Origin of the sequence: Jeotgalicoccus meleagridis, assembly GCF_903994045.1 — a bacterium.
Lineage (GTDB): Bacteria > Bacillota > Bacilli > Staphylococcales > Salinicoccaceae > Jeotgalicoccus > Jeotgalicoccus meleagridis.
Genome location: NZ_CAJEWD010000008.1, coordinates 195,085 through 219,685, shown reverse-complemented (window position 1 = coordinate 219,685; position 24,601 = coordinate 195,085). Strand labels below are relative to the sequence as shown.

General features: G+C 34.8%; 28 protein-coding genes. 25 read left to right on the top strand and 3 right to left on the bottom strand.

Annotated features, from left to right (window positions below):
* Positions 1-2 precede the first annotated feature (2 nt).
* The 5 genes from rsfS to JEOSCH030_RS06755 all read left to right on the top strand — a co-directional run bounded on the left by rsfS (position 3) and on the right by JEOSCH030_RS06755 (position 4,464).
* Complete coding sequence (gene rsfS / locus JEOSCH030_RS06775; RefSeq protein WP_185125862.1) at positions 3-344, top strand: ribosome silencing factor; 342 nt, start codon at positions 3-5, stop codon at positions 342-344.
* A complete protein-coding gene (locus tag JEOSCH030_RS06770; protein ID WP_185125861.1) occupies positions 316-1,053 on the top strand; it encodes a class I SAM-dependent DNA methyltransferase in 738 nt (245 codons plus the stop codon). The genes rsfS and JEOSCH030_RS06770 overlap by 29 nt, the downstream gene beginning before the upstream one ends.
* An 88-nt stretch (positions 1,054-1,141) precedes the next feature.
* Positions 1,142-1,774, top strand: a complete 633-nt coding sequence (locus JEOSCH030_RS06765) for a ComEA family DNA-binding protein (protein ID WP_185125860.1) — start codon at positions 1,142-1,144, stop codon at positions 1,772-1,774.
* 9 nt (positions 1,775-1,783) lie between these two features.
* The gene (locus JEOSCH030_RS06760) at positions 1,784-2,242 is read left to right on the top strand and encodes a ComE operon protein 2 (RefSeq protein ID WP_185125859.1); all 459 of its coding nucleotides are present in this window, start codon (positions 1,784-1,786) and stop codon (positions 2,240-2,242) included.
* Positions 2,243-2,370: 128 nt separating this feature from the next.
* Positions 2,371-4,464, top strand: a complete 2,094-nt coding sequence (locus JEOSCH030_RS06755) for a DNA internalization-related competence protein ComEC/Rec2 (RefSeq protein WP_185125858.1) — start codon at positions 2,371-2,373, stop codon at positions 4,462-4,464.
* A gap of 27 nt (positions 4,465-4,491) precedes the next feature.
* Here the strand turns inward: JEOSCH030_RS06755 and JEOSCH030_RS06750 are convergent, their stop codons facing one another.
* The gene (locus JEOSCH030_RS06750) at positions 4,492-4,626 is read right to left on the bottom strand and encodes a YqzM family protein (protein ID WP_185125857.1); all 135 of its coding nucleotides are present in this window, start codon (positions 4,624-4,626) and stop codon (positions 4,492-4,494) included.
* 88 nt (positions 4,627-4,714) lie between these two features.
* Here JEOSCH030_RS06750 and holA point away from each other — a divergent pair, with 88 nt between their 5' ends.
* A complete protein-coding gene (gene holA, locus JEOSCH030_RS06745) occupies positions 4,715-5,677 on the top strand; it encodes a DNA polymerase III subunit delta (protein ID WP_185125856.1) in 963 nt (320 codons plus the stop codon).
* Between the two features lie 40 nt (positions 5,678-5,717).
* On the opposite strand, the gene rpsT is transcribed toward holA, so the two are convergent.
* Positions 5,718-5,963 carry a 30S ribosomal protein S20 gene (gene rpsT / locus JEOSCH030_RS06740; protein WP_185125855.1) on the bottom strand — a complete coding sequence of 82 codons (246 nt, stop codon included), beginning with the start codon at positions 5,961-5,963 and terminating at the stop codon, positions 5,718-5,720.
* 161 nt (positions 5,964-6,124) lie between these two features.
* Here rpsT and lepA point away from each other — a divergent pair, with 161 nt between their 5' ends.
* From lepA to recO, 19 genes are all read left to right on the top strand, one after another.
* Positions 6,125-7,948 carry a translation elongation factor 4 gene (gene lepA, locus JEOSCH030_RS06735; RefSeq protein WP_185125854.1) on the top strand — a complete coding sequence of 608 codons (1,824 nt, stop codon included), beginning with the start codon at positions 6,125-6,127 and terminating at the stop codon, positions 7,946-7,948.
* A 55-nt stretch (positions 7,949-8,003) separates the two neighbouring features.
* The gene (hemW, locus tag JEOSCH030_RS06730) at positions 8,004-9,116 is read left to right on the top strand and encodes a radical SAM family heme chaperone HemW (RefSeq protein WP_185125853.1); all 1,113 of its coding nucleotides are present in this window, start codon (positions 8,004-8,006) and stop codon (positions 9,114-9,116) included.
* Between the two features lie 92 nt (positions 9,117-9,208).
* Positions 9,209-10,177 carry a heat-inducible transcriptional repressor HrcA gene (gene hrcA, locus JEOSCH030_RS06725; protein ID WP_185125852.1) on the top strand — a complete coding sequence of 323 codons (969 nt, stop codon included), beginning with the start codon at positions 9,209-9,211 and terminating at the stop codon, positions 10,175-10,177.
* A gap of 3 nt (positions 10,178-10,180) precedes the next feature.
* Positions 10,181-10,777 carry a nucleotide exchange factor GrpE gene (grpE, locus tag JEOSCH030_RS06720; RefSeq protein WP_185125851.1) on the top strand — a complete coding sequence of 199 codons (597 nt, stop codon included), beginning with the start codon at positions 10,181-10,183 and terminating at the stop codon, positions 10,775-10,777.
* Positions 10,778-10,806: 29 nt separating this feature from the next.
* Positions 10,807-12,648 carry a molecular chaperone DnaK gene (gene dnaK / locus JEOSCH030_RS06715; protein ID WP_185125850.1) on the top strand — a complete coding sequence of 614 codons (1,842 nt, stop codon included), beginning with the start codon at positions 10,807-10,809 and terminating at the stop codon, positions 12,646-12,648.
* An 85-nt stretch (positions 12,649-12,733) separates the two neighbouring features.
* A complete protein-coding gene (dnaJ, locus tag JEOSCH030_RS06710; RefSeq protein ID WP_185125849.1) occupies positions 12,734-13,852 on the top strand; it encodes a molecular chaperone DnaJ in 1,119 nt (372 codons plus the stop codon).
* 2 nt (positions 13,853-13,854) lie between these two features.
* Positions 13,855-14,790, top strand: a complete 936-nt coding sequence (prmA, locus tag JEOSCH030_RS06705) for a 50S ribosomal protein L11 methyltransferase (protein WP_185125848.1) — start codon at positions 13,855-13,857, stop codon at positions 14,788-14,790.
* On the top strand, positions 14,790-15,506 hold the full coding sequence (locus tag JEOSCH030_RS06700) for an RsmE family RNA methyltransferase (RefSeq protein ID WP_185125847.1): 717 nt from the start codon (positions 14,790-14,792) through the stop codon (positions 15,504-15,506). Before prmA ends, JEOSCH030_RS06700 begins: the two co-directional genes overlap by 1 nt.
* Positions 15,507-15,555: 49 nt before the next feature.
* Positions 15,556-16,221 (top strand): deoxyribose-phosphate aldolase, encoded by a 666-nt coding sequence (gene deoC, locus JEOSCH030_RS06695; protein ID WP_185125846.1) that lies wholly within the window; start codon positions 15,556-15,558, stop codon positions 16,219-16,221.
* Between the two features lie 106 nt (positions 16,222-16,327).
* Positions 16,328-16,504: a 30S ribosomal protein S21 gene (gene rpsU, locus JEOSCH030_RS06690; RefSeq protein ID WP_185125845.1), complete on the top strand. Its 177-nt coding sequence runs from the start codon at positions 16,328-16,330 to the stop codon at positions 16,502-16,504.
* A gap of 136 nt (positions 16,505-16,640) precedes the next feature.
* Positions 16,641-17,330: an NfeD family protein gene (locus JEOSCH030_RS06685; protein WP_235962246.1), complete on the top strand. Its 690-nt coding sequence runs from the start codon at positions 16,641-16,643 to the stop codon at positions 17,328-17,330.
* An 18-nt stretch (positions 17,331-17,348) separates the two neighbouring features.
* Entirely contained in the window at positions 17,349-18,356 is a 1,008-nt protein-coding gene (gene floA / locus JEOSCH030_RS06680; protein WP_185125843.1) for a flotillin-like protein FloA, read from the top strand.
* 11 nt (positions 18,357-18,367) lie between these two features.
* Entirely contained in the window at positions 18,368-18,997 is a 630-nt protein-coding gene (locus JEOSCH030_RS06675; protein WP_185125842.1) for a hypothetical protein, read from the top strand.
* Positions 18,998-19,183: 186 nt separating this feature from the next.
* Positions 19,184-20,137 (top strand): PhoH family protein, encoded by a 954-nt coding sequence (locus tag JEOSCH030_RS06670; RefSeq protein WP_185125841.1) that lies wholly within the window; start codon positions 19,184-19,186, stop codon positions 20,135-20,137.
* Positions 20,134-20,595 (top strand): rRNA maturation RNase YbeY, encoded by a 462-nt coding sequence (ybeY, locus tag JEOSCH030_RS06665; RefSeq protein WP_185125840.1) that lies wholly within the window; start codon positions 20,134-20,136, stop codon positions 20,593-20,595. Before JEOSCH030_RS06670 ends, ybeY begins: the two co-directional genes overlap by 4 nt.
* Entirely contained in the window at positions 20,591-20,941 is a 351-nt protein-coding gene (locus JEOSCH030_RS06660; RefSeq protein WP_185126541.1) for a diacylglycerol kinase family protein, read from the top strand. Before ybeY ends, JEOSCH030_RS06660 begins: the two co-directional genes overlap by 5 nt.
* A gap of 10 nt (positions 20,942-20,951) precedes the next feature.
* Positions 20,952-21,350: a cytidine deaminase gene (gene cdd / locus JEOSCH030_RS06655; RefSeq protein ID WP_185125839.1), complete on the top strand. Its 399-nt coding sequence runs from the start codon at positions 20,952-20,954 to the stop codon at positions 21,348-21,350.
* Positions 21,350-22,258 (top strand): GTPase Era, encoded by a 909-nt coding sequence (era, locus tag JEOSCH030_RS06650; RefSeq protein ID WP_185125838.1) that lies wholly within the window; start codon positions 21,350-21,352, stop codon positions 22,256-22,258. Before cdd ends, era begins: the two co-directional genes overlap by 1 nt.
* A 13-nt stretch (positions 22,259-22,271) precedes the next feature.
* Positions 22,272-23,012: a DNA repair protein RecO gene (gene recO, locus JEOSCH030_RS06645; RefSeq protein WP_185125837.1), complete on the top strand. Its 741-nt coding sequence runs from the start codon at positions 22,272-22,274 to the stop codon at positions 23,010-23,012.
* 39 nt (positions 23,013-23,051) lie between these two features.
* On the opposite strand, the gene JEOSCH030_RS06640 is transcribed toward recO, so the two are convergent.
* The gene (locus JEOSCH030_RS06640; RefSeq protein ID WP_185125836.1) at positions 23,052-24,428 is read right to left on the bottom strand and encodes a glycine--tRNA ligase; all 1,377 of its coding nucleotides are present in this window, start codon (positions 24,426-24,428) and stop codon (positions 23,052-23,054) included.
* Between the last annotated feature and the right edge of the window lie 173 nt (positions 24,429-24,601).

The following is a 24,601-nucleotide window of genomic DNA, read 5'->3' as shown; positions in this document are numbered from 1 at the left end:
GTATGGAAAGTAGTAAATTATTAGATTTAATGGTGGAAGCAGTAGACGATAAACGCGCTCAGGATATTACAGTCTATGACGTAAAAAATTCTAGCCCAGTGACCGACTACTTTGTGATATGCCATGGCAATACAGAAAGACAAACCCAAGCGATTGCTGATGAAGTGAGAGACGTAGCTCATAAAAATCAGCTAGATGTTAAGCTTGAAGGCTACAGAACAGGTAAATGGATTTTGTGTGATGTTGGCGATGTTATCGTCCATATTTTTGTCAAAACAGAAAGAGAATATTATAATTTAGAACGTCTATTTAAAGATGACGGTGATAGTGTTGGCCACCAATAAGTATAAAAGTTTTGCAAAAGTATATGATATTCTAAATTATGATATGCCTTATAATCTGTGGCTAGATATTATCAAATATTATAGTAAAGATGCTTCGTCCGTCTTAGATATTGGAGTTGGCACAGGCTATATTTTACGCAATTTATCAATCGATAAAAAATTCGGTATCGATAATTCAGAAGAGATGATTGATTTAGCTAAAAGTCATCACACTGATGCTGAACTCTATGTTCAAGATATGATCGACTTTGACTTAGATGAGCGTTTTGATTTAATTATTGCTACTGCAGACGTCTTAAATTATGCACCATCTAAAGAAGATTTTCTGAAAGTGCTTAATCAAGCCTACAAACACCTAAATGAGAATGGTATTTTTATTTTTGATGTTCATACGGAAGAGAAGTTTAAAACAGATTTTAATTATGAATTATACTCGGATTCTAATGAAGATGTCTTTTACACTTGGCAAACGATTCCTGGAGAAAAGGATTTAAGTGTTTGGCATGAATTGACATTTTTCATTAAAGAATCAGATGGTCGCTATTCAAAATATGAAGAAACTCACTACCAAGAAACTTATAAACATAGTGATATTTTACAGATGGCAATCTCTTCTGATTTCACTATTCATCACACTTTCTCTGATTTTGATATCGATAATCCTATAACAGATTTAGCAGAAAGAAATTTCTATATCCTAAAAAAATAAGCTAAATAAATTTATTAACTTATTCGAAATAAAAATAAGTTATCTGAATTTCCTATATATAGTATAAGAACTATATCAGGAGGAAATTATGGATATACGATCATTTTTTGAGCAGTATCGTGCTTATCTTATTTCAGCTGGAATCATCACCGTAGTATTGGTTTTTCTACTTTTGAAATTATTTCAAGGTCAAGAAGTTGAAGAGACCCCTTTTCCTATTGACACAAGTGTTGTAGAAGAAACAACAGAGGATTTAGAAGAAACATTGCCTACTACTGTTTTTGTTGAAGTTAAAGGGGCAGTCAATGCACCAGGTGTCTATGAATTACCAGGAGATGCTAGAATTAAAAACGTACTTGATATTGCAGCAGTATCAAAAAATGCAGATTTACTCACTGTTAATCAATCTCTTAAATTAAAAGATGAGATGGTCATCTATGTGCCTTTTAAGGGTGAGTTAGATTCAAAAGAAATTCCTTACCTTACTACTGGAGACAGTACGAATCTTGAAGGCAGTGAAGAATCAAGTAAAGTTAATATCAACACTGCTGATGTAAGTGAACTGACTACTTTAAATGGTATTGGTGAAAAGAAAGCACAAGCAATTATTGAGTATAGAGAAGAGTTTGGTCTATTTTCTAAAGTAGAAGATCTGATGAATATATCGGGTATTGGAGAAAAGACTTTTGAAAATCTTCAAGCTGATATCACTATAAATTGAGGTGTATATATGAGAATTAACTGGCATGAATACTTTATGGCACAGGCAATGTTACTCTCACTTAGATCCACATGTAAACGATTAAGTGTCGGTGCAACTATAGTCAAGGACAACCGCATTATTGCAGGGGGTTACAATGGTTCAGTATCAGGTGAGGTTCACTGTATTGATGAAGGCTGTTATTTAGAAGATGGACATTGTATTCGAACTATCCATGCAGAGATTAATGGTTTACTGCAGTGTTCTAAGTTTGGTGTGTCAACAGAAGGTGCGACAGTCTACGTTACTCATTTCCCTTGCATTAACTGCACTAAGGCACTAATTCAAGCAGGTATTAAGAATATCTATTATCGTGAAGATTATAAAAATCATCCTTACGCTATAGAATTACTCGATAAAAATAATATTAACTATGAATTGATTGATACCGATACTGAAACAGTTAAAGCATATTTTGAAGCACTATAATGCTGCTACTCTATATAGTACTTAGTATCATTACTGCTTATGTCTTTATTGAAAGCCCAATATTGGGCTTCTTTTTTTATGTTTTTTTAATGTACAGTGTCTATATCAATTTAAAAAAATTTGTCTTTATGCTTACATTTACTTCAGTTTGTCTTCTTTCTATATATTTCGTTTCACAACTCGATAAAACGATTCAAACAGATAATCTTTATTATTTTGTCATCGATGACTATAAATACTATAAAGACCAAACGCATTATATCGTTCATTCTGATAAGGGGAAGTATGAATTATATGTCACAGAAGACGATCTATTACCTATCTCAACACGGTGTTATGGTGATATAGAAATTAATGAAATTGTTGAAGAGAGAAACTTTATTAAAAGGGATGCCTTTGAAAACTTGCATATAAATCAATTAGCCGGTCGGATATATCTAGATAATTTCCATGGTTTAAGCTGTAGCAAGCATCAGCCGAACTTATCTCAAAAGATTAATCAGATTCGTAGTATCTATATCAATAAAATATTAAACATCACTGAACATGATTATAAGTTTGATATGCTCACCTTATCTATAGGTAATAAATCTTATATAGAAGCTGATTTTTTTGATGCACTACAAAAGCTTGGTATCTATCATTTGTATGTCATTTCAGGAACGCATGTTGCTTTTTTATCTGGTGTGGTAATTTTTATTTTAAGGTGCTTTAAATTATCAAGAGTCACAATTAAACTCATCCTAATTGCTGTCTTGCTTTGTTTTTTCTTTCTTAACTTTTTTTCACCGAGTGTCTTAAGAGCAACTTTTATGGGGATTATGCTTTTAGTCACATCTTTGTTTAAAAGAAAACCTTACTTGACCATAATTTCTTTATCTGCCTTAGTTCAAATAGTTTTTAACCCTTGGGTCATGTATCATGCTGGCTTTCAACTATCGTATATGACGACTTTATTTATAGTCTTATGTCGACCAATCTTGGCACAATATAAAAACTTCACTCAACTAATTTTAATTACAATCATCTGTGAACTTTCAACTATTGTCATTGTCCTCTTGCAGTTTAATGAGATTAGCTTATCTGGACTTATACTTAATATCTTCTTTGTACCTTTGTTTTCTTTCCTTGTTTTTCCTAGTGTAATTATCTTTAATGTCCTATCATTTGTGTATTTTCCTGAGTTTTTAAACGAACTCTACCATAATTTTTATACATATTTAAAATATCTTATCGATCAAATTGCACAAGCTTTTAAACATAGAATACCGATCAAAAATTTACATGATGTCTCCACAATATTATTAATTGCAATCTCTTATAAATTAATCCTTCACTGTTTAAGTAAAGAAGTGTTTAAAGTAGGCATAGCTACTGTTCTTATTATCATAATCTTATACTTTAATGCTCAAAACTATAAAGATAATTTTACATTAACCATGGTAGATGTTAGTCAAGGAGATGCTTTTATTTTAAGAGACCATAGAGAGAATAAGACAGTCTTAATTGATACTGGTGGAAGGTTTAGTGATCAAGAAAATGCAATTCCTTTAAGTGAGAAGAACATTCTGCCGTATTTAAAAGAAGCTGGTCTTGGTAAAATCGATTTACTAATCATCAGTCACTTAGATATAGATCATAGTGGGGAAGCAGGTCACATTTTAGAAAAATTAGAAGTCAGCAATATATTAATAAATAGTGAAGATGAAAAATTTGGAGAATGGGTTAGTGGATTAAGTGAGGAGAAAAAAGAAAAGATTATTGATAGTCGAAATATAAAAGAGTTCAGTATTGGGAATATCAAATTTCAGCAACTCTTAACAGACACCGAGCTTTTAGATTCCAACAATCAATCGATTGTTTTAAAAGTGTTTATGGATCAGTACTCTGTTTTATTTACAGGGGATATAAGTGTAGATAGGGAAGAGAGTTTACTTAAAGAAGACTTCAATTTACAAAGTGATATTTTAAAAGTTAGTCACCATGGTAGTGACACATCAACAAGTCAGGAATTTCTTAGTAGGGTCTCGCCTAAAATTTCATTAATTTCAGCTGGTGTGAATAATCGCTATAAACACCCACATCAAGAAGTAGTCGATAACTTGTCTGAATCAATCATTTATAATACACAAGAGTCGGGGATGGTAGAATTTAAAATAAAAGATGATACAATATGTATTCGACAAAAATTACGTGTTGACAAAGCGTGTTTAGAAAAATAAAAAAAGAGCCTTAAAGGCTCTTAGAATTTAACCAGCAACGATCGCGAATACTTGAGGAATAATGTAGATGACTGCAAAAGCAATGAAACCTACAATAAATCCTAAACCAGAATCGATAACATCATTGTTTTTTGATTGTACGTTTTTCTCGAATTTGTTCATGAAATTACCCCCTAAACACTTACTTATAGTATATGATATATTCTAAAAAAAAGCTATAATAGATTTATAAACATTAAGGAGCTTCGCCATGGATCTGCTACAACTCTTATACGGGACAAATATTATACGTATAGAAGATGAAGTAAAAAAAATCGCCAAGACTTATGTTGGTGACTTAGATGACTTTAATTTTACACGTTTAAATTACAAGGACACATCTACTGAAACTATTATTGAAGAAGCTCAAACACTGCCATTTTTGAGTGATCGAAAAGTGATTGTGGTAGAAGAGGCGATTCTGTTTACCGGGCAAAAAGAAACGGGATCTTTAAAACACAATATCGATCCTTTAATTGACTATCTTGCTAATAAAAAAGATGATACTTTACTTATTTTTGTCGTCCATAGTGATAAATTAGATAAGCGTAAAAAAGTGACTAAGCTGATGAATCAAAAAGCTAAAGTCATAGAGATTAACGAGATGACAGAGAGTGAATTAATTGCCTATGTTCATAGTGTATTAGACCGTGAAGATATTACAATTGAACATGAAGCCTTGAATTTGCTCTTAGAAAGAACCGCTTATAAGTATGAAACTTTATATAATGAGTTAACTAAGCTCATCTTATATGTAGACCATGAGATAACACTCGTCGATGTCCAAAACCTCGTTACTATTTCACTTGAAGAAAATGTATTTTTACTCACTGACTATATTTTAAAAAATGAAAAGGTAAAGGCAGTTAACTTAGCTTCAGGACTTATTTTACAAAAGGAAGAGCCGATTAAACTTCTTCACTTAATCATTGGTCAATTCAGATTGTTTTACCAAGTTAAGATATTAAGCCAACAAGGTTATCAAGAAGACAATATGGCAAAAACTTTAAAGGTCCACCCATACAGAGTGAAATTAGCACATAGACATGTCAGACAAATACACTTAGATGTACTTTTAGACAAAATAGTGCTGTGTAGAGATATTGATTATAAATTCAAATCATCTTATCTAGATAGAGAAGCATTATTTGAGCTATTTATCTTAGAAATATAAAAAAATAAAACCTTCTTAATTTTATAAGAAGGTTTTATTTTTATTTAGCCATAAGTTTTGATTTAATACGGCTTGCTTTATTAGCGTGAATGTGATTACTTTTTGCAGCTTTGTCTACAAGTTTGACAGCGTTAGATACTAAAGCATCTTTGTTGTCAGCGTCTTCAAGTTTAGCTGTTTCAGCACGTTTCACTGCAGTACGCATCGCATTTTTTTGTGCAATGTTAGCTTCTTGTGCAGTTTGGTTTGTTCTCACACGTTTGATTGCTGATTTAATATTAGGCATAATGTCACCTCCGACATAAAGTTGTACAACTTTTATTGCAACATAAAATATTTTACCAAAAATAGCGACCGTATGCAATAATCAATCCGAAATGAATTGAAGTTAATCGCTAGCATTGGTATAATTATAGCATTGTAAAGACGAAGAAAGTTGGATTTTAAATGGATAAGATGGAACGTTTAAAAAGACAAAAAAATATAAGGAACTTTTCAATTATAGCTCATATCGACCACGGCAAATCTTCCCTTGCTGATCGATTATTAGAAAACACACGCTCTGTCGAAAGCAGAGATATGAAATCTCAATTACTAGATTCTATGGATTTAGAAAGAGAACGTGGTATCACTATTAAACTGAATGCTGTAAGACTAAAATACACAGCAAAAGATGGTGAAGATTATACCTTTCATCTCATCGATACGCCTGGACACGTCGATTTTACCTATGAAGTTTCTAGATCACTTGCTGCTTGTGAAGGGGCAATACTTGTAGTTGATGCTGCACAAGGTATAGAGGCTCAAACACTTGCTAACGTTTACCTTGCTTTAGACAATGATTTAGAGCTCTTACCGGTTGTGAATAAAATTGATTTGCCAGCTGCTGACCCTGACCGCGTTGCTGAGGAGATAGAAGATGTGATTGGATTACCTGCTGAGGATTCAATTTACGCGTCAGCTAAGTCAAATATTGGTATAGAAGATATTCTAGAGAGAATTGTCGCAACAGTACCCGCACCTGATGGCGATCCTGAAGCACCACTAAAGGCTTTAATTTTTGACTCTGTCTTTGATTCATATCGCGGTGTTATCTCTTCGATTAGAATTGTTGAAGGTACGGTTAAAGCAGGCGATAAAATACGCATGATGTCTAGTGGAAAAGAATTCGAAGTGAATGAAGTTGGTATTAATACACCAAGTCCACTAGCAGTAGAAGATTTATCAGCTGGAGATGTAGGATATATCGTAGCTTCTATTAAAAAAGTTGGAGACTCCCTTGTAGGGGATACGATTACCAATGCAGATAATCCAGCAGATGAACCATTACAAGGCTATAAGAAGATGAACCCAATGGTATATTGTGGGATGTATCCAATCGATTCAAGTAAGTATAATGACTTACGTGAAGCACTGGAAAGATTAGAATTAAATGACTCTTCTCTACAGTATGAGCCAGAAACTTCTCAAGCATTAGGCTTTGGTTTCAGAACTGGTTTCTTAGGACTCTTACATATGGAGATTGTTCAAGAACGTATTGAAAGAGAGTTTGGTATCGATCTAATCGCAACTGCACCGTCGGTAATATATAACGTTGAAATGACTGATGGAGAAGTAATCAGAGTTGATAACCCTGCACAAATGCCAGATCCACAAAAGATTGAGAAGATTAACGAGCCATACGTTAAAGCACAAATTATGGTGCCTAATGACTATGTGGGTTCTGTTATGGAACTCTGTCAGAGAAAACGTGGAAACTTTATGACCATGGATTATTTAGATGACGTGCGCGTTAACATCATCTATGAAATTCCTTTATCAGAAATAGTATTTGATTTCTTTGATCAGTTAAAATCACATACTAAAGGTTATGCATCATTGGATTATGAATTAATCGGTTATAAGGAATCTAAACTAGTTAAGATGGATATTCTCTTAAACAGTGAAAAAGTAGATGCTTTAAGCTTTATTGTTCATAGAGATTTTGCTTATGAAAGAGGAAAAGCAATCGTTGAAAAACTGAAGAAAATTATTCCAAGACAACAATTTGAAGTGCCAATTCAAGCTGCTATTGGCCAAAAGATTGTCTCTCGTACCAATATTAAATCCATGGGTAAAAATGTCCTATCTAAATGTTACGGTGGGGACATTAGTCGTAAGAAGAAATTGTTAGAGAAGCAAAAAGAAGGTAAGAAGAAAATGAAAGCAGTTGGAAGCGTAGAAATTCCACAAGAAGCTTTCTTAGCAGTTTTAAAAATGGATGATGAATAAATTCAAACTAGAGGAGAAATCATTAGATTTCTCCTTTAATATTAGGAGGGTAAGTATGGATAGTATGTATATCCACATTCCTTTTTGCAATCGCATTTGTACCTATTGTGATTTTAATAAGGTGTTAATAAAAAATCAGCCAGTCGACGACTATATTGAAGCGCTGATTCAAGAATTATCAGCATATGGAGACATGACTTTAAAAACAATTTATGTCGGTGGTGGAACGCCAACTGCTTTAAATGAAGCACAATTAAATAGACTCTTAAGTTATGTCACGGAACACTTTAAAGTAACAGATGAATTTACTTTCGAAGCAAATCCAGATGAATTAACTACAAGTAAACTAGATATCTTAAAAAACTACGGCGTCAACCGAGTAAGTTTGGGTGTTCAGACCTTCAATAATGATCTACTAAAGGTGCTCGGACGAACGCATAAGAAAGATGACATCTTCAATAGCATTAATCACTTAGAAAAAATCGGCTTAACCAACTACTCCATAGATTTGATGTATAATTTACCAGGCGAAACGTTTGATGATATTGATATGAGTTTAAAATATATATCTGAACTAAAACCTAAGCATGTCTCTTGGTATTCCTTAATCATTGAGCCTCATACTGTCTTTTATAACAAAATTAAGGCAGGGAAAATGTCTATAGCTGGCAGTATAGAAGAAGGGGAAAAATATGATAAGGTAATACATGGATTGTCAGCACTCGGCTACCCTCAATATGAGATCTCCAACTTTGCGACTAAAGTGCATGAATCTCATCACAACAAGACCTATTGGTTAAATGAACCCTACATTGGAGCAGGTGCTGGTAGTCATGGTTACACGGGTGATGTTCGTTACTACAACATTAAGCCTGTCAATCATTATATTAATAGTATGAAAGATACTGGCAGCGTTGTAAAAGAGGAACTTAAGTTAGCCTTAAAAGATAAGTACGAAGAAGAAATGTTCTTAGGTTTACGCTTAAATAAAGGCGTTAGTGAACAGAGATTTTTCGATAAATATAATACTTCAATCGATTCAATTTACGGTAAAGTTTTAAAAGAATTGCATGCAAAAAAATTGATAAAAAGAGAGTCAGGATTCATCAGTTTAACTGAACAGGGACGTATGATTGGTAACGACGTTTTTGCAGAATTTTTACTCTAAAAAATAAAGCGAGCTAATCCTTGACTTATTTTGACCTATTTGATAAATTATAATTAGCACTTAAGAGATAAGAGTGCTAATGAGGTGATTATTTGCTAACTGAGAGGCAGAAAATCATTTTAGAATTAATCGTAGATGATTTTCTGGAAGTAATGACACCTATTAGTTCCAACTATTTATTAAATAAATATCAATTCAATGTATCTAGTGCAACAATCAGAAATGATATGGCTGCTTTAGAACAAGAAGGATATTTAGTTAAAGTGCACACGTCTTCTGGACGTATGCCATCAAGAAAAGCCTTGAAGTATTATATTGAGGAACTAAAGTATGAAATCATCCAAGACCCACCACAGCCTATTGAGTTCAATACACCGGTAGATAATACCAAGAACTTCACGCAATCTCTAGCAACATCAATTAGTGAGAGACTGGGTCACTTAACTCAAGTTTCACTTACTGATGAAGATGAGAGAATTAAAGGCATGTATATCACGCCTTTAACTGATAGCGCTGGCATTGCAATTATTGTTTTAGATACAGGAAATATTAAACAACTTCCTGTTAAGACAGGCCGTGGAGTAACTGTTGAAGACTTATCTAAGTTAAGTAACTTTTTCAACAACTTACTCATGGATAAGAGACTTGGTGATTCACGCTTAATACTAAATGAAAATACAGTCGTCCCGACTGAAATTCGTCATTTGTTTGATCAATTGTCAACTCAAATTAATGCGGCTATTGTAAAACCAAGACGAACGGTTGGCCATGCTGGTTTTTCTTTTCTACTTAAAGATATGAAAGATGAACTAGATACTCTGGAGCATATCTATGAGGATATTGAATCAGAGTCGCTACAACAAACTGTGGAGCAATTGTCATCTAATGATGTTAATATTTATTTTGGCGATGAGTTAGATGATAGTTATAAATCCATTTCAGTTATCACGACTAATTTTGATTATAGTGGACTGAGTGGGAACTTGATGGTGATTGGGCCGGAATTAATGGGTTACAAGCACGTCATAAACTTGCTTCACTCATTTAAAAAAGGAGTGTAGAGATTGTCAGAAGAAAACAAAGATCTTACTTCAGAAGAAGTTAAAGAAACTTCAACTACATCAGCTGAAGAAGCGGTCGAAACAACAGAAGAAAAGAATGAGGCTTCAAATGAAGCTGAAGATGTAGTAGACACAGAAGAAGATCCTAAAGACGAAAAAATTAAAGAGCTTCAACAAGCAGTTGAAGAAAATGAAAACAAATATTTAAAACTAATGGCAGAGTTTGAAAACTTTAAGAGACGTAATCGCCAAGAGATGGAACTTAATAATAAGTACAAAGATCAGAAATTTGCTGAAGATCTCTTGCCGGTCATCGATAATCTAGAACGCGCACTTGCAATTGAAGGCGAAGAAGAGAGCTTTATCGCTTTAAATAAAGGTGTCGATATGGTTTATAGAAATCTCTTAGAGTCATTAGAAAACCATGACATTAAAGTCATCGATGCCCTCGATCAGGAATTTGACCCTAACTTCCACCAAGCTGTTATGACAGAAGAGGTTGAAGGTAAAGCGTCAGGTCTTGTAATCGAAGAATTTCAAAAGGGCTATATTTTAAAAGACCGCGTTATCAGACCATCAATGGTTAAGGTAAGCGAGTAATAACTTAAATTAATGGAGGACTAATTAATATGAGTAAAGTAATTGGAATAGACTTAGGAACAACAAACTCAGTAGTATCAGTATTAGAAGGTGGCGAACCTAAAGTAATTCAAAACGCAGAAGGTAACCGTACAACGCCTTCAGTAGTATCATTTAAAAATGGTGAACGCCAAGTTGGTGAAGTTGCTAAACGTCAAGCAATCACTAACCCAAACACAATCATGTCAATCAAAAGACATATGGGTACAGAATATATAGAAAAAATTGAAGATAAAGAATATACACCACAAGAAATTTCAGCGATGATTTTACAAAACCTAAAAGAAACAGCTGAAAGCTACCTTGGTGAAAAAGTAACAAAAGCTGTTGTTACAGTTCCAGCTTACTTCAACGACTCAGAACGTCAAGCGACTAAAGATGCTGGTAGAATTGCCGGTTTAGAAGTTGAACGTATTATTAACGAGCCAACTGCAGCAGCACTTGCATATGGTTTAGACAAAACTGACAAAGAAGAAAACATCTTAGTTTTTGACTTAGGTGGGGGAACGTTTGACGTTTCTATTCTTGAACTTGGTGACGGTGTCTTTGATGTACTTGCAACAGCAGGTGATAACCGCCTAGGTGGGGATGACTTTGATGATGTTGTCATTGATTTCTTAGTGGATACTTTCAAACAAGAAAATGGTATTGACCTTTCTAAAGATAAAATGGCAATGCAAAGACTAAAAGATGCAGCTGAAAAAGCGAAAAAAGATTTATCAGGTGTATCTTCAACTCAAATTTCTCTACCATTTATCTCAGCTGGTGAAGCTGGACCATTACACTTAGAAACTTCACTAACTAGAGCTAAATTTGATGAGTTAACACACAAACTTGTAGAAAAAACTATGGGCCCTGTTCGTCAAGCACTTAAAGATGCTGGCGTATCTAAATCAGAAATCGATGAAATTATCCTAGTTGGTGGATCGACACGTATCCCAGCTGTTCAAGAAGCGATTACTAAAGAATTAGGTAAAGAACCAAACCGTAGTGTAAACCCTGATGAAGTTGTAGCAATGGGTGCAGCAGTTCAAGGTGGGGTACTTACTGGTGATGTTCAAGACGTTGTTCTCTTAGACGTTACACCATTATCACTAGGTATCGAAACTATGGGGAATGTTTCAACTGTATTAATTGAAAGAAATACAACTATTCCTACAAGTAAATCACAAGTATTCTCAACAGCAGCAGACAACCAACCTGCAGTAGACATTCATGTTGTTCAAGGTGAAAGACCAATGGCAAGCGACAACAAGACACTTGGTCGTTTCCAATTAACTGATATTCCACCAGCACCAAAAGGTGTTCCACAAATTGAAGTAACATTTGATATCGACAAAAACGGTATTGTAAATGTCACAGCAACAGATAAAGGTACTGGTAAAGAACAAAAAATCACTATCGAATCTAGCTCTAATTTAACTGACGATGATATCGACAGAATGATTAAAGAAGCAGAAGATAATGCTGAAGCTGACAAAGCTCGTAAAGAAGAAGCTGACTTAAGAAACGAAGCTGATCAATTAATCTTCTCTGCAGATAAAGCAATCGAAGATTTAGGCGATAAAGTTGAAGAGTCTGAAAAAGAAAGTATCAACAATGCTAAAGATGACCTGAAAACTGCTTTAGAAGGTTCAGACTTAGACGCAATTAAAGAGAAAAAAGAAGCTCTTGAACAAGAAGTTCAAGGTATTACTACTAAACTTTATGAGCAAATGGCACAAGAACAAGCAGCTAACGCTGAAGGTTCTGAAGATGCTTCATCTAGTGATGATGACGATGTTATCGATGCAGAGTATAAAGAAGTAGATGACGACGAAGATAAAAAATAAAATCTTCAACATTTAAGTCAAAGCCAATGCGTTTGGCTTTGACTTTTTTAAATGGTAATATATATGACTGTTGGAGGGAAAAACTGTGGCTAAAAGAGATTATTATGAAATACTCAGTTTAGATAAAAATGCAACACAAGATGAAATAAAAAAGGCCTATCGTAAACTATCAAAGAAATATCACCCAGATATGAAAGATGGCTCTGAAGAAAAATTTAAAGAAGTTTCTGAAGCGTATGAAGTTTTATCTGATGAAAATAAACGTGCACAATACGACCGTTTCGGTCACGAAGGTATGAATTCACAAGGTGGTTTTGGTGGCGGTGGTTTCCAAGGCGGCGGCTTTGGTGGCTTCGAAGATATCTTCTCATCATTCTTTGGTGGGGGTGCAAGACGTGACCCGAATGCTCCTAGAAAAGGTGATGATCTTCAATACACAATGTCAGTTTCTTTTGAAGAAGCAGTCTTTGGTACGACTAAGACAGTGACAATTAAAAAAGAAGTCACTTGTGATGTGTGTGATGGGGACGGAACAAAACCTGGAACATCTAAATCAACATGTAAAACTTGTTCTGGTTCAGGTCATGTTTCAGTTGAACAAAACACACCATTTGGTCGTGTTCAAACCCAAAGAACTTGTCCAACTTGTGGTGGAACTGGTCAAGAAATTGAACATCCATGTGACAAATGTAATGGTCACGGTACAGTGACTAAAAATGTTGATATTGAAGTAAAAGTACCTGAAGGTATAGACAATGGACAACAAATTCGTCTATCCGGACAAGGTGAGCCTGGTATCAACGGCGGCCCAGCAGGGGACTTATACATTGTCTTTAGAGTTAAAGCGGATAAGAGATTTACGAGAGATGGAGATGACATTCACTACAACTTGAATATTTCCTTCGCTCAAGCAGCTTTAGGTGATGAACTAAAAGTACCAACGATTAATTCATCAATCATGTTAACAATTCCTGCCGGCACACAATCAGGCAAACGCTTTAGACTTAAAGAAAAAGGTGTTAAAAACGTCCAAGGATTTGGTTACGGTGATCAGTATGTGACAGTAACGGTCGTAACACCGACAAAACTATCAGAAAAAGAACGCGACTTATTCAAGCAATTAGCAGCTGAAAATGGTGAAGATATCTCTGAGCAACAAGAGAATTTTATCGATAAAACAAGACGTTTCTTTAAGGGTGAGTAAAGATGAAATGGCATGAGGTTACAATCAGTAGTAATGTCGATAATGAAGAAGTATTGACGAGTTTTTTAAATACCATAGCAAAAGGTGTGGCCATAGAATATTCTGTGGACACACTAAGGTCTGATATTGATGACTTCGATGCTAAATTTCGCTTAAATCCAGAAGATTATCCAGAATCTGGTCTTAGGTTAATTGTTTATTTTGATGAGACCATGGACATTGATGAGAAGTTAAGACAAATTGAAACATTCATTGCAAATAATGACTTAGTTGATCGAGAACAAATTACAATAAGTAAAAACATTATAGATGAAGAAGATTGGGAAAATGAATGGAAGAAACATTTTCATAATTTTAAAGTTGGTCGAAACTTCTTTATTGTTCCTTCTTGGGAATTTGATCAAGTCGCTGTCTCTGAAAGTGATAAGGTCATTAAAATAGATCCTGGTATGGCTTTTGGAACAGGAGATCATGCAACGACGAGTCTTTGTTTAACTTTGATGGAAGATATTATTGAAGATCATCAAAAGGTAATTGATGTCGGTACAGGTTCGGGTATTCTTTCCATTGGTGCTCACTTACTTGGTGCAAGAAGCATCAAAGCGACAGATATTGATGAATTATCTTTAAAAGTTGCAACAGAAAATATTAAACTAAATGATTGCAGTGAGGATATTACTGTTGAGAAGGGTGACCTTTTAAAAGATGAAAATGATCAATATGATGTTGTGATTGCTAATATCTTAGCTCATATTATTGATGATATGATTACCGATGCCTATAGTCACTTAAATAATGATGGTTATTTTATCTCTTCAGGTATTATTGTTGAAAAGAAAGATGAGATTATTAATCATTTAGAAGCTGTCGGATTTCAGGTTCAAGAAACGCTTGTAGAAGACGGTTGGGTAGCTATACTGAGTAAAAAGGTGATTTAATGCAAAGATACTTTGTAAAAGAAGAATTATCAGTGGACCAGACGTATGAAATGGACAGTGAGCATAGACATCACATTATCAATGTAATGCGGTCAAACGTAGATGATGTATTCACCGTAGTGGATAGCCACTCACAAGCTTATTTAGTGAAGCTAAATAGTATAGACCCACTGGCTTATCAAGTAGTTGAAAAAGTGGATCATGTTGTTGAAATGCCTGTTAATATTACAATTTTTAGTCCACTTTTAAAGGGCGACAAGATGGATATTGTCATTCAAAAATCTACTGAACTCGGAGCTCATGCCTTCGTCCTCTATAAAGCAGAGCGTAGTGTAGTTAGATTAAATTCAAAAAAAGAAAGTAATCGACTAGAACGATTTGAAAAAATTGCGACAGAAGCAGCAGAGCAAAGTAAAAGGCTTCATATTCCCACTATTAGATTTGATGGCACTTTAAAAGAAATAGACTTTTCTAGTTTTGATACCGTACTTTTTGCTTATGAAAATAATAATTTTAAAGGCCAAAAAATTAGAGATGTACTAAGAGACACTGAAGCTAAAAATATCGCTTTTATTTTTGGACCAGAAGGTGGCTTTACTGATAAAGAAGTTGATGATTTTAAAGATGCTAACAATATTACACTAGGACCTAGAATCCTAAGAGCAGAGACAGCACCGCTTTATGCACTTTCTGTTATTGCTAGCTGTATAGAATAAGAATACTATGATATTATTAAGCAGAAAATTTGATTATAGGAGTGTAAATATGAATTTAGCAAAATATATCGACCACACTTTACTGAGCCCAACAGCTCAAAAAGAAGAAATCCTTGAGCTTTGTAGTGAAGCAGATCAATACGGTTTTTTCAGTGTCTGTGTACAGCCTTCATGGGTGAGTACTTCTCATGAAGCACTTAAAGATAGTGAAGTTAAAGTATGTACTGTAATAGGTTTTCCTCATGGTGCAACAAGTTCAGAAACTAAAGCATTTGAAACTAAAAATGCTATAGAAAATGGTGCTGACGAAATTGACATGGTGATTAACCTAGGGCAATTAAAAGACGGCAACTTAGATTATGTTAAATCTGACATACAAAGTGTCGTTGACGCTGCGAATAAAGAAGCCTTGGTTAAGGTAATTATTGAATCGAGTCTTTTAACAGATGAAGAAATTAAAACAGCTTCTCGTTTATCTAAAGAAGCTGGTGCTGACTTTGTTAAAACTTCTACAGGATTTAATGGTGCTGGCGCAAGTGTTGAAGCTGTCAAAATTATGCGTCAAACAGTTGGAGAAGACCTAGGTGTTAAAGCGAGTGGTGGCGTTCGCTCTAAAGAAGATGCAGATGCTATGATCACTGCAGGTGCGACTAGAATTGGTGCCTCTAGCGGAATTGCAATTGTAGAAGGTGCAGTTTCAGACTTTGATTATTAATTTAACGTTGACTGAACTTAACAACATATATTATAATATTTAAGTACATAGTATATATTTACTATGTTAATTAGCCTTTTGCATTATCGGAGGGAGGGAAAAACAAATGTCAAAAACAGTTGTTAGACAAAACGAACCAATAGAAGATGCTTTACGTCGTTTCAAACGTACAGTTTCTAAAAGCGGTACGCTTCAAGAAGCTCGTAAAAGAGAGCACTACGAAAAACCTAGTGTAAGACGTAAGAAAAAATCTGAAGCTGCGCGTAAGCGTAAGTTCAAATAATATCACTCTTCCCTCTGATAAGTGATATATTTTTGAGCAGTGCATATAATGCACTGCTCTTTTTTGTCTACAAAATTTTACCTGACTATCGCAATTTTCACTGCTTAATGTATAATTGGTATTAGGAGGGATGCTTATGGATTTTGTATATTTATTTACAATCAATGAACTGTTTAATAATTTTGTAAATATGATTACATCACCCATTATGGCATTTCTGTTATTAGCTATGTTCTTTTTAGGGACCATCTACCAACTATTTTCTAACAGGATAAATATTGTAGGCGTCTTGGCATTTCTTTCTATAATATTATTCTTTCTTGGTCACCTTCTGTCGGGCAATGGTAGCTTAACTACCTTGGTCTTAATACTCATTAGTGGTTTACTCATCCTATTAGAGTTTTTTGTCATCGGTATGATATTAGGAGTCATTGGTTTAGGTTTATTTGTCTTAAGTATTCTTATTGTCAGTGGAAATATTGGCTTATATTCAATATTTCTAGCAGTTATATTTATATTGGCAATCGTGGAGTGGGTGATATTTGTGAAACATAAAAAGAGAAAGATTCCATTTTTAAGTCGCTTGATTTTAAATGATGCGACAGATAAGGAATCTGGTTATACATCATTTGATGATCGCTCTCATCTCGTTGGTCAAGAAGCTGTAACTCATACTGTTTTAAGACCTTCTGGGACCATTAGGCTCGGAGATGAACGCTATGACGCTGTAGCAGAAGGATCGTATATCAGTAGTGATGTGAAAGTTAAAATTATTTATGTAGAAGGTACCAGAATAGTTGTTAGACCAATTGAAGAGAACGAATAAACAAGAGGAGAGTGGACAATGAGTTTAGGATTTATTACAGGTGGTACGATTGTGACACTATTAATTTTAGTCGTTGCAATTATCATCATCGCATTCATCTTATCATTTGTACCAATTGGCTTATGGATCTCTGCTATTGCTGCAGGGGTTAAAGTAGGAATCTTTACCTTGGTTGGAATGCGTTTAAGACGTGTTAAACCAAAACGTGTAATTGAACCAATGATTAAAGCGCATAAAGCAGGAATACAGTTAAAAACTAATCAGTTAGAATCTCACTTTCTTGCTGGTGGTAACGTAGACCGTGTTGTTGATGCTTTAATTGCTGCTCAAAGAGCAGACATTAACTTAACATTTGAACGTTGTGCAGCTATTGACTTAGCAGGTCGTGACGTTTTAGAAGCTGTACAGATGAGTGTAAACCCTAAAGTAATTGAAACACCATTTATTGCAGGTGTTGCAGTAGATGGTATTGAAGTGAAAGCAAAAGCGCGTATTACAGTTAGAGCTAACATTGAAAGATTAGTCGGTGGTGCCGGTGAAGAAACAATTATCGCACGTGTCGGTGAAGGGGTAATTTCTACAATCGGTTCATCTAATAAGCATGCTGAAGTATTAGAGAACCCAGAACGTATTTCTCAAACAGTTCTATCTAAAGGTCTAGACGCAGGAACAGCTTTTGAAATTCTATCTATCGATATTGCTGATGTAGACATCGGTAAAAACATTGGGGCAGACCTACAAACAGAACAAGCTGTGGCAGATAAAAATATTGCCCAAGCTAAAGCAGAAGAACGTCGTGCAATGGCCGTAGCCCAAGAACAAGAAATGAAAGCTCGCGTACAAGAAATGAGAGCTAAAGTTGTGGAAGCTGAATCACGTGTACCATTAGCATTTGCTAAGGCACTCGAAGATGGAAATATTTCTGCATCTGATTATTACAATCTTAAAAACGTAGAAGCTGATACAAGCATGAGAGACTCCATTAATAAGATGACGAACCCTACACAATATAACGAAGACGAATAGGGTGTGATTAAATGGAATTAATTCCAATAGTAATTATCGTGCTCGGTATTATCTCCTCAATTATATCAGGTAGTAAACAAAATAAAGATGAGGGAAAACGTAATATCGATCCTTCTAAGTTAGAAAAAAGACAAAAAACAGCACCTCGCAGACGCCAATTTGAACAGGAAACCAAACAACCGAAAGGTTTTTTTGAAGAACTTCAAGAGGCATTGGAAACTGAGTTAAATCCAGAAAAATTTGACAAAGAACAGACTGAAAAGAAAGATACATCGAGTCAAAAAAATAAAGAGGTAGAAAAAAGAAAACCAAGAGAAACCATTCAAAGAAGTAGCTCTAAAGATCGATCTAGTAAAGATAGAGTAGAGACTGATCGTTCTCTCGTTAAAAAACGTGCAGAGAGAGCTAAGGAAAGAGTGGCGACAAAAGCCTATGATAAACGTGTTGTAGCAGCTGAAGGGCTAGGCAGAGATATTGCTGAAAAAGCACGTTATACGCTTGACGATTCTCCTAAAAAAGACAAAAAAGATGTCGTCAAAGAAAACGAAATATCGAGTAAAGACTTAACATTCGATTCTAAAGCTGTTGTTAACGGAATTATCATGGCAGAGATACTTGGTAAACCAAAATCTAGAAGGTAAAATACTTTAAATGATATAAAAAAGAGATAGAGGGAAACCTCTATCTCTTTTTTCTTGTCTTGTAGTATATAATATATTGGCTACTATATACTGTATGCATACAGATTTTATCTTTTCAATTGATTGCACAAGGTGCTTTATAATGGTAAATTTAAATAGAAAAGACTATAAAAAAGGGGTTTGTAAATGCCTAATATTATCAATATAGATAGCCTTGATGAAGCACAAGCTTTGATTGGGGCGAATGATTCACACATCACTTATCTTGAAGAAGAGTTCGGCGTCAAAATTCATACACTGGGTAATGAAATTACAGTCAGTGGAGAAGAAACAAATCAAGTCGAACTTGTTGAGGATGTGTTGCTTCATTTACTAAAAATAATTCAGCGTGGTATGTCGATTTCTCTTGGAGATGTACAATCAGCAGCCATGATGGCAAAAAATAATACTATTGAATATTTACAAGACCTTTATAATGAAGAAATTGCAAAAGATGCTAAGGGTAAAAGTATAAAAGCTAAAACGACAGGTCAAAGAATATATGTCGATAACATCAAAAAGCATGATCTAACCTTTGGTATCGGTCCTGCTGGAACAGGTAAAACCTTCTTAGCTGTTGTAATTGCGTGTCAGATGCTAAGAGAGAACCAAATCAAGCGTATTGTACTGACTAGACCGGCTGTAGAAGCAGGAGAAAATTTAGGCTTCTTACCTGGTGATTTAAAAGAGAAGGTCGATCCTTATTTAAGACCTCTATATGATGGTTTACATGCTGTTTTAGGTGTAGAAACAACAGACCGCCTAATTGAACGTGGCATTATTGAAGTCGCACCTTTAGCTTATATGCGTGGACGTACTTTAAACGATGCTTTTGTAATTTTAGATGAGGCTCAAAATACAACTGAAATGCAGATGAAGATGTTCTTAACACGTCTAGGATTCGGCTCCAAAATGATTGTCACTGGTGATGAAACACAGATTGATTTACCGGGCTCAACTCGTAGTGGTCTTGTAGAATCAGTTAAACGCTTGCAAGATATTAAAGGTATTGCAATCAATCGCATGGATGAAAACGATGTAGTTAGACATCCACTTGTATCGAAAATTATTCTTGCTTATGAAAAGGAAGCGAATATATGATTAGTGTAGATTTACTTGATGAAGATAACTATTTAAGCGAGCTTGAAAAAACAGAGATTCAAGAACTTTTAAACTTTGCTTACGACCATTTAAAAGAAGAAGGTCAGGCAGAAGTTTCTGTCTCCTTTGTATCAAATGACGAAATCAGAGCAATCAATAGAGATTACCGTGATAAGGATAGTGTCACGGATGTCATCTCTTTTGCACTTGAAGAAGATGAGATGAATATTATTCATGAAGATGCACCGCGTACGCTTGGTGATATTATAATTAGTACGGACCGTGCACGTGAACAGGCTGTCGACTATGGACATTCATTCCGTCGTGAACTGTTGTTCTTAAGCTTACATGGTTTCTTGCATTTACTAGGTTATGATCATATGGAGACGGATGAAGAAGCTGTGATGAATGGTACACAAGAGGAAATCTTAAATGCTTTTGGAGTGACTAGAGATTAAACTTTCTAAGTTTCTCTATCCTCTCCAAGGTTTGCAACAAATTTTCAAAAGAGATAATAATTTTTTATATCATATAATAGCTGCTCTAATAGTGATATTGATTTCCTTTTTGTTAGGAATTAATTCACTGGAATGGTTATTTATCATCTCAGCAATATTTTTTGTTTTAATTACAGAAGTTATCAATACCGCAATAGAATATACCGTTGATTTATTTACCGATAGCTACAGCATTTACGCTAAACATGCTAAAGACCTTGGGGCTCTAGCAGTTCTCTTAGCCTCTATATATGCTGTAATTATCGGTATGATTATCTTGTTACCTTATTTGATTCAACTATTTTAGGAGGGAAAACATGGAGTTTAAAGAAGAATGGTTAAAGGAAGCTTTAAAAGCTAAGGAAGGTGCTTACACTCCGTATTCAAACTTTAATGTGGGTGCGCTTTTAATCACCGATGAAGATGAATATATTTACGGGGCGAATATAGAAAATGCTGCTTACCCAGCATCAATCTGTGCAGAACGTACAGCTTTAGTCAGTGCTTATGCAAATAATAAGAGAAGTTTTAAAGCGATCGTTGTCGTTACAGATGCACCAGAACCAGCGAGTCCGTGTGGCGTTTGTCGACAAGTCATGAAGGAACTTTGTCACGATGATATGCCTGTATTTTTAGTCAGCCCATCAGGACAAGTGATCGAGAGAACTGTGGATGATTTACTACCACTCGGCTTTAGTGGAAAGGATATGGAATAATGGATTTTGAAGGATTTAAATCAGGTTTTGTCAGCATAATCGGTCGACCGAATGTTGGTAAATCCACTTTTATGAATAAGGTATTAGGGCAAAAAGTTGCTATCATGTCAGATAAACCTCAAACAACTAGAAATAAAGTACAGGGTGTTTATACGACAAAAGACAGTCAAATTATTTTTATTGATACACCTGGAATTCATAAGCCTAAGCATCAACTAGGTGAACACATGATGAAAGTTGCTAGAAATACCTTACGTGAAACTGAAGTAATACTCTTTATTATTAATGTTGCTGAAGAGATTGGTCGCGGGGATAAATATATCATTGATATGTTAAAAAATACTAAGACACCGATTGTTTTAGTCTTAAACAAAATTGACCTTGTTCATCCTGACGACTTGTTAAAACAAATTGATGTCTATAAAGATCTCTTGGACTTCTCAGACATCGTCCCCATTTCAGCACTACAAGGTAATAATATTGATAGACTGCTAAGAGTAATTGAATCACACTTACCAGAAGGACCGATGTACTATCCTAAAGATAGAATTACCGATCATCCTGAGTATTTTATCGTCTCTGAATTGATTAGAGAAAAGGCACTTCATAAACTGAGCCAAGAACTCCCACATGCTATCGGCGTTGAAGTCTTAAAGATGAAAAAAGAAGAGAGTTCTGAAAAAGTTAAAGTTGAAGCTACAATTTTTGTCGAAAGAGAGTCACAAAAAGGTATGGTCATCGGCAAGGGCGGAAAAATGCTGAAAGAAATTGGCCGAGAAGCAAGAATGGATATAGAAAATCTATTAGGCAGTAAAGTTTACTTAGAATTATGGGTTAAGGTCCAAAAGGATTGGAGAAATAAGCCGCAATTTATTCGTTCACTCGGCTATAAAGATGAAGAGTATTAAAATAGGTGAGTAAATGATTTATCAACAAACAGGTATAATGATTAGACAGACAAACTACAGTGAAACGAGTAAGATTCTCACTGTTTTAACAGAGGCTGGCGAACAGGTACCATTGATGGCTCGAGGTTTTAACAAACCAAAAAGTCCTTTTGTTGTCTTAAGACAAGGTTTTAACGAGTTTCTTTTTACCTATAATCGATTTAAGGGTATTGGTACATTAAATGATGTGGATGTTACAGAACGTTTTAAGGTTTTAAATGGAGACTTTGATCTATATACACATGCTTCGTATATTATGGAAGTTATTGTTCGGGCGCTAGAAGAAGAAATGGCTTACCCATCGTATTACCGACTATTAACAACAGGTTTTAAACTGCTAGATGAAAAAAATGAGCGTTATAGTGTGACTGCACTTGTCCTAATCAAGATGTTACCTGCCTATGGTGGTGAATTAAATGTTGATCACTGTGCGATTTGTGGTCAACAAGATTTTAAAAATTATAGTCACTACTCATTTAAATATCACAGTGTCATTTGCAATCGTTGTTTAGATGAGGAGACTTTAGAAAGAGCTGTTCCTGTTTCCAATAAAGCATTATATTTTTCACTCTATTTTAAACATGTTAAATTAGAGGATGTCAAAAGTATCCAGATATCTGAAGATGTCGGTAAAGCTTTACTAAAATTTATAGAGATGCTCTATGAGGAATACAGTGGGGTATACTTTAAAAGTAAAAAGCTAATTATAAAATAAAGGACTTAAAATCATATGATCTTAAGTCCTTTAATCTTACTAATATTTAATTCTACTATTTAAAAAGTCGCGTAATTCAGCAATTGGAATTCTAGTTTGTTCCATTGTATCACGGTCACGAACTGTGACTTTTTTGTCTTCAAGTGAATCAAAGTCAAAAGTAATGCAATAAGGTGTACCGATCTCATCTTGGCGACGGTAACGTTTACCTATAGATTGAGATTCATCAAATTCTACATTGAAGTCTCCAGCAATTTCAGAGTATACTTCCATTGCTTCTTTACTTAATTTTTTAGATAAAGGTAAAACCGCAGCCTTAAATGGTGCAAGCGACGGGTGGAAACGTAAAACAGTGCGTGTTTCGCCACCTTCTAAAGTCTCTTCATTATATGCATCACATAAAAAGGCAAGTGTCATTCTATCTAAACCAAGTGATGGTTCGATACAATAAGGAATATATTTCTCATTTGTTTCTGGATCATGGTATCTAAAGTCTTCATTTGAGTGCTCCATATGTTGACGGAGGTCAAAATCAGTACGGCTTGCGATACCCCATAGTTCTCCCCAACCAAATGGGAATTTATATTCGATATCCGTAGTCGCATTAGAATAGTGAGATAGTTCATCCTCATCATGATCTCTAAGACGAGTGTTTTCTTCTTTTAAGTTTAGGTCTTTAAGCCAATTAACTGCAAAGTCTTTCCAGTAAGTTTGCCATTCCATCTCAGTACCTGGTTTACAGAAGAACTCAAGCTCCATCTGGTCAAATTCACGTGTTCTGAAAGTGAAGTTACCAGGTGTAATCTCATTACGGAAAGATTTACCAACTTGACCAATACCAAATGGTAATTTTTTACGCATTGTTCTTTGAACATTTTTGTAGTTTACAAAGATTCCTTGAGCAGTTTCAGGTCTTAGGAACAACTCATTAGTTGAACCTTCTGTAACACCTTGGAAAGTTTTAAACATGAGGTTAAACTGACGGATATCAGTGAAATCATGTGCGCCACAGTTCGGACATTTGATATCTCTTTCTTCAATGATTTCTTTCATGCGATCAAATGATAGACCATCAGCAACAAAAGTATCATCTTCTTTTTGCATAACATCTTCAATTAATTTGTCAGCGCGATGACGAGATTTACAGTTTTTACAATCGATCATTGGGTCATTAAAGTTACCTAAGTGACCTGATGCTTCCCATGTTTTAGGGTTCATTAAAATCGCAGCATCAATACCGACATTATACGGGGATTCTTGGATGAATTTTTTCCACCATGCAGCTTTGACGTTGTTTTTTAAAGCAATACCTAAGGGACCATAATCCCAAGTATTTGCGAGTCCTCCGTAGATTTCACTACCGGGGAAAACAAAGCCTCTAGTTTTAGCTAGGTTTACAATTGTGTCCATATTCATTTCTACAGCTCCTTTTATTAATTAACCAGATAAATAAAAATCCCTGGACAGCAAAAATATGCTATCCAGGGACGAGCAAGTGCCCGCGGTTCCACCCATGTTAGTTTGAAAACTCGCTTTTATATATAAGGTTATAATTTTAAAATTTATATGCCATTTAACATGTTAAGCTC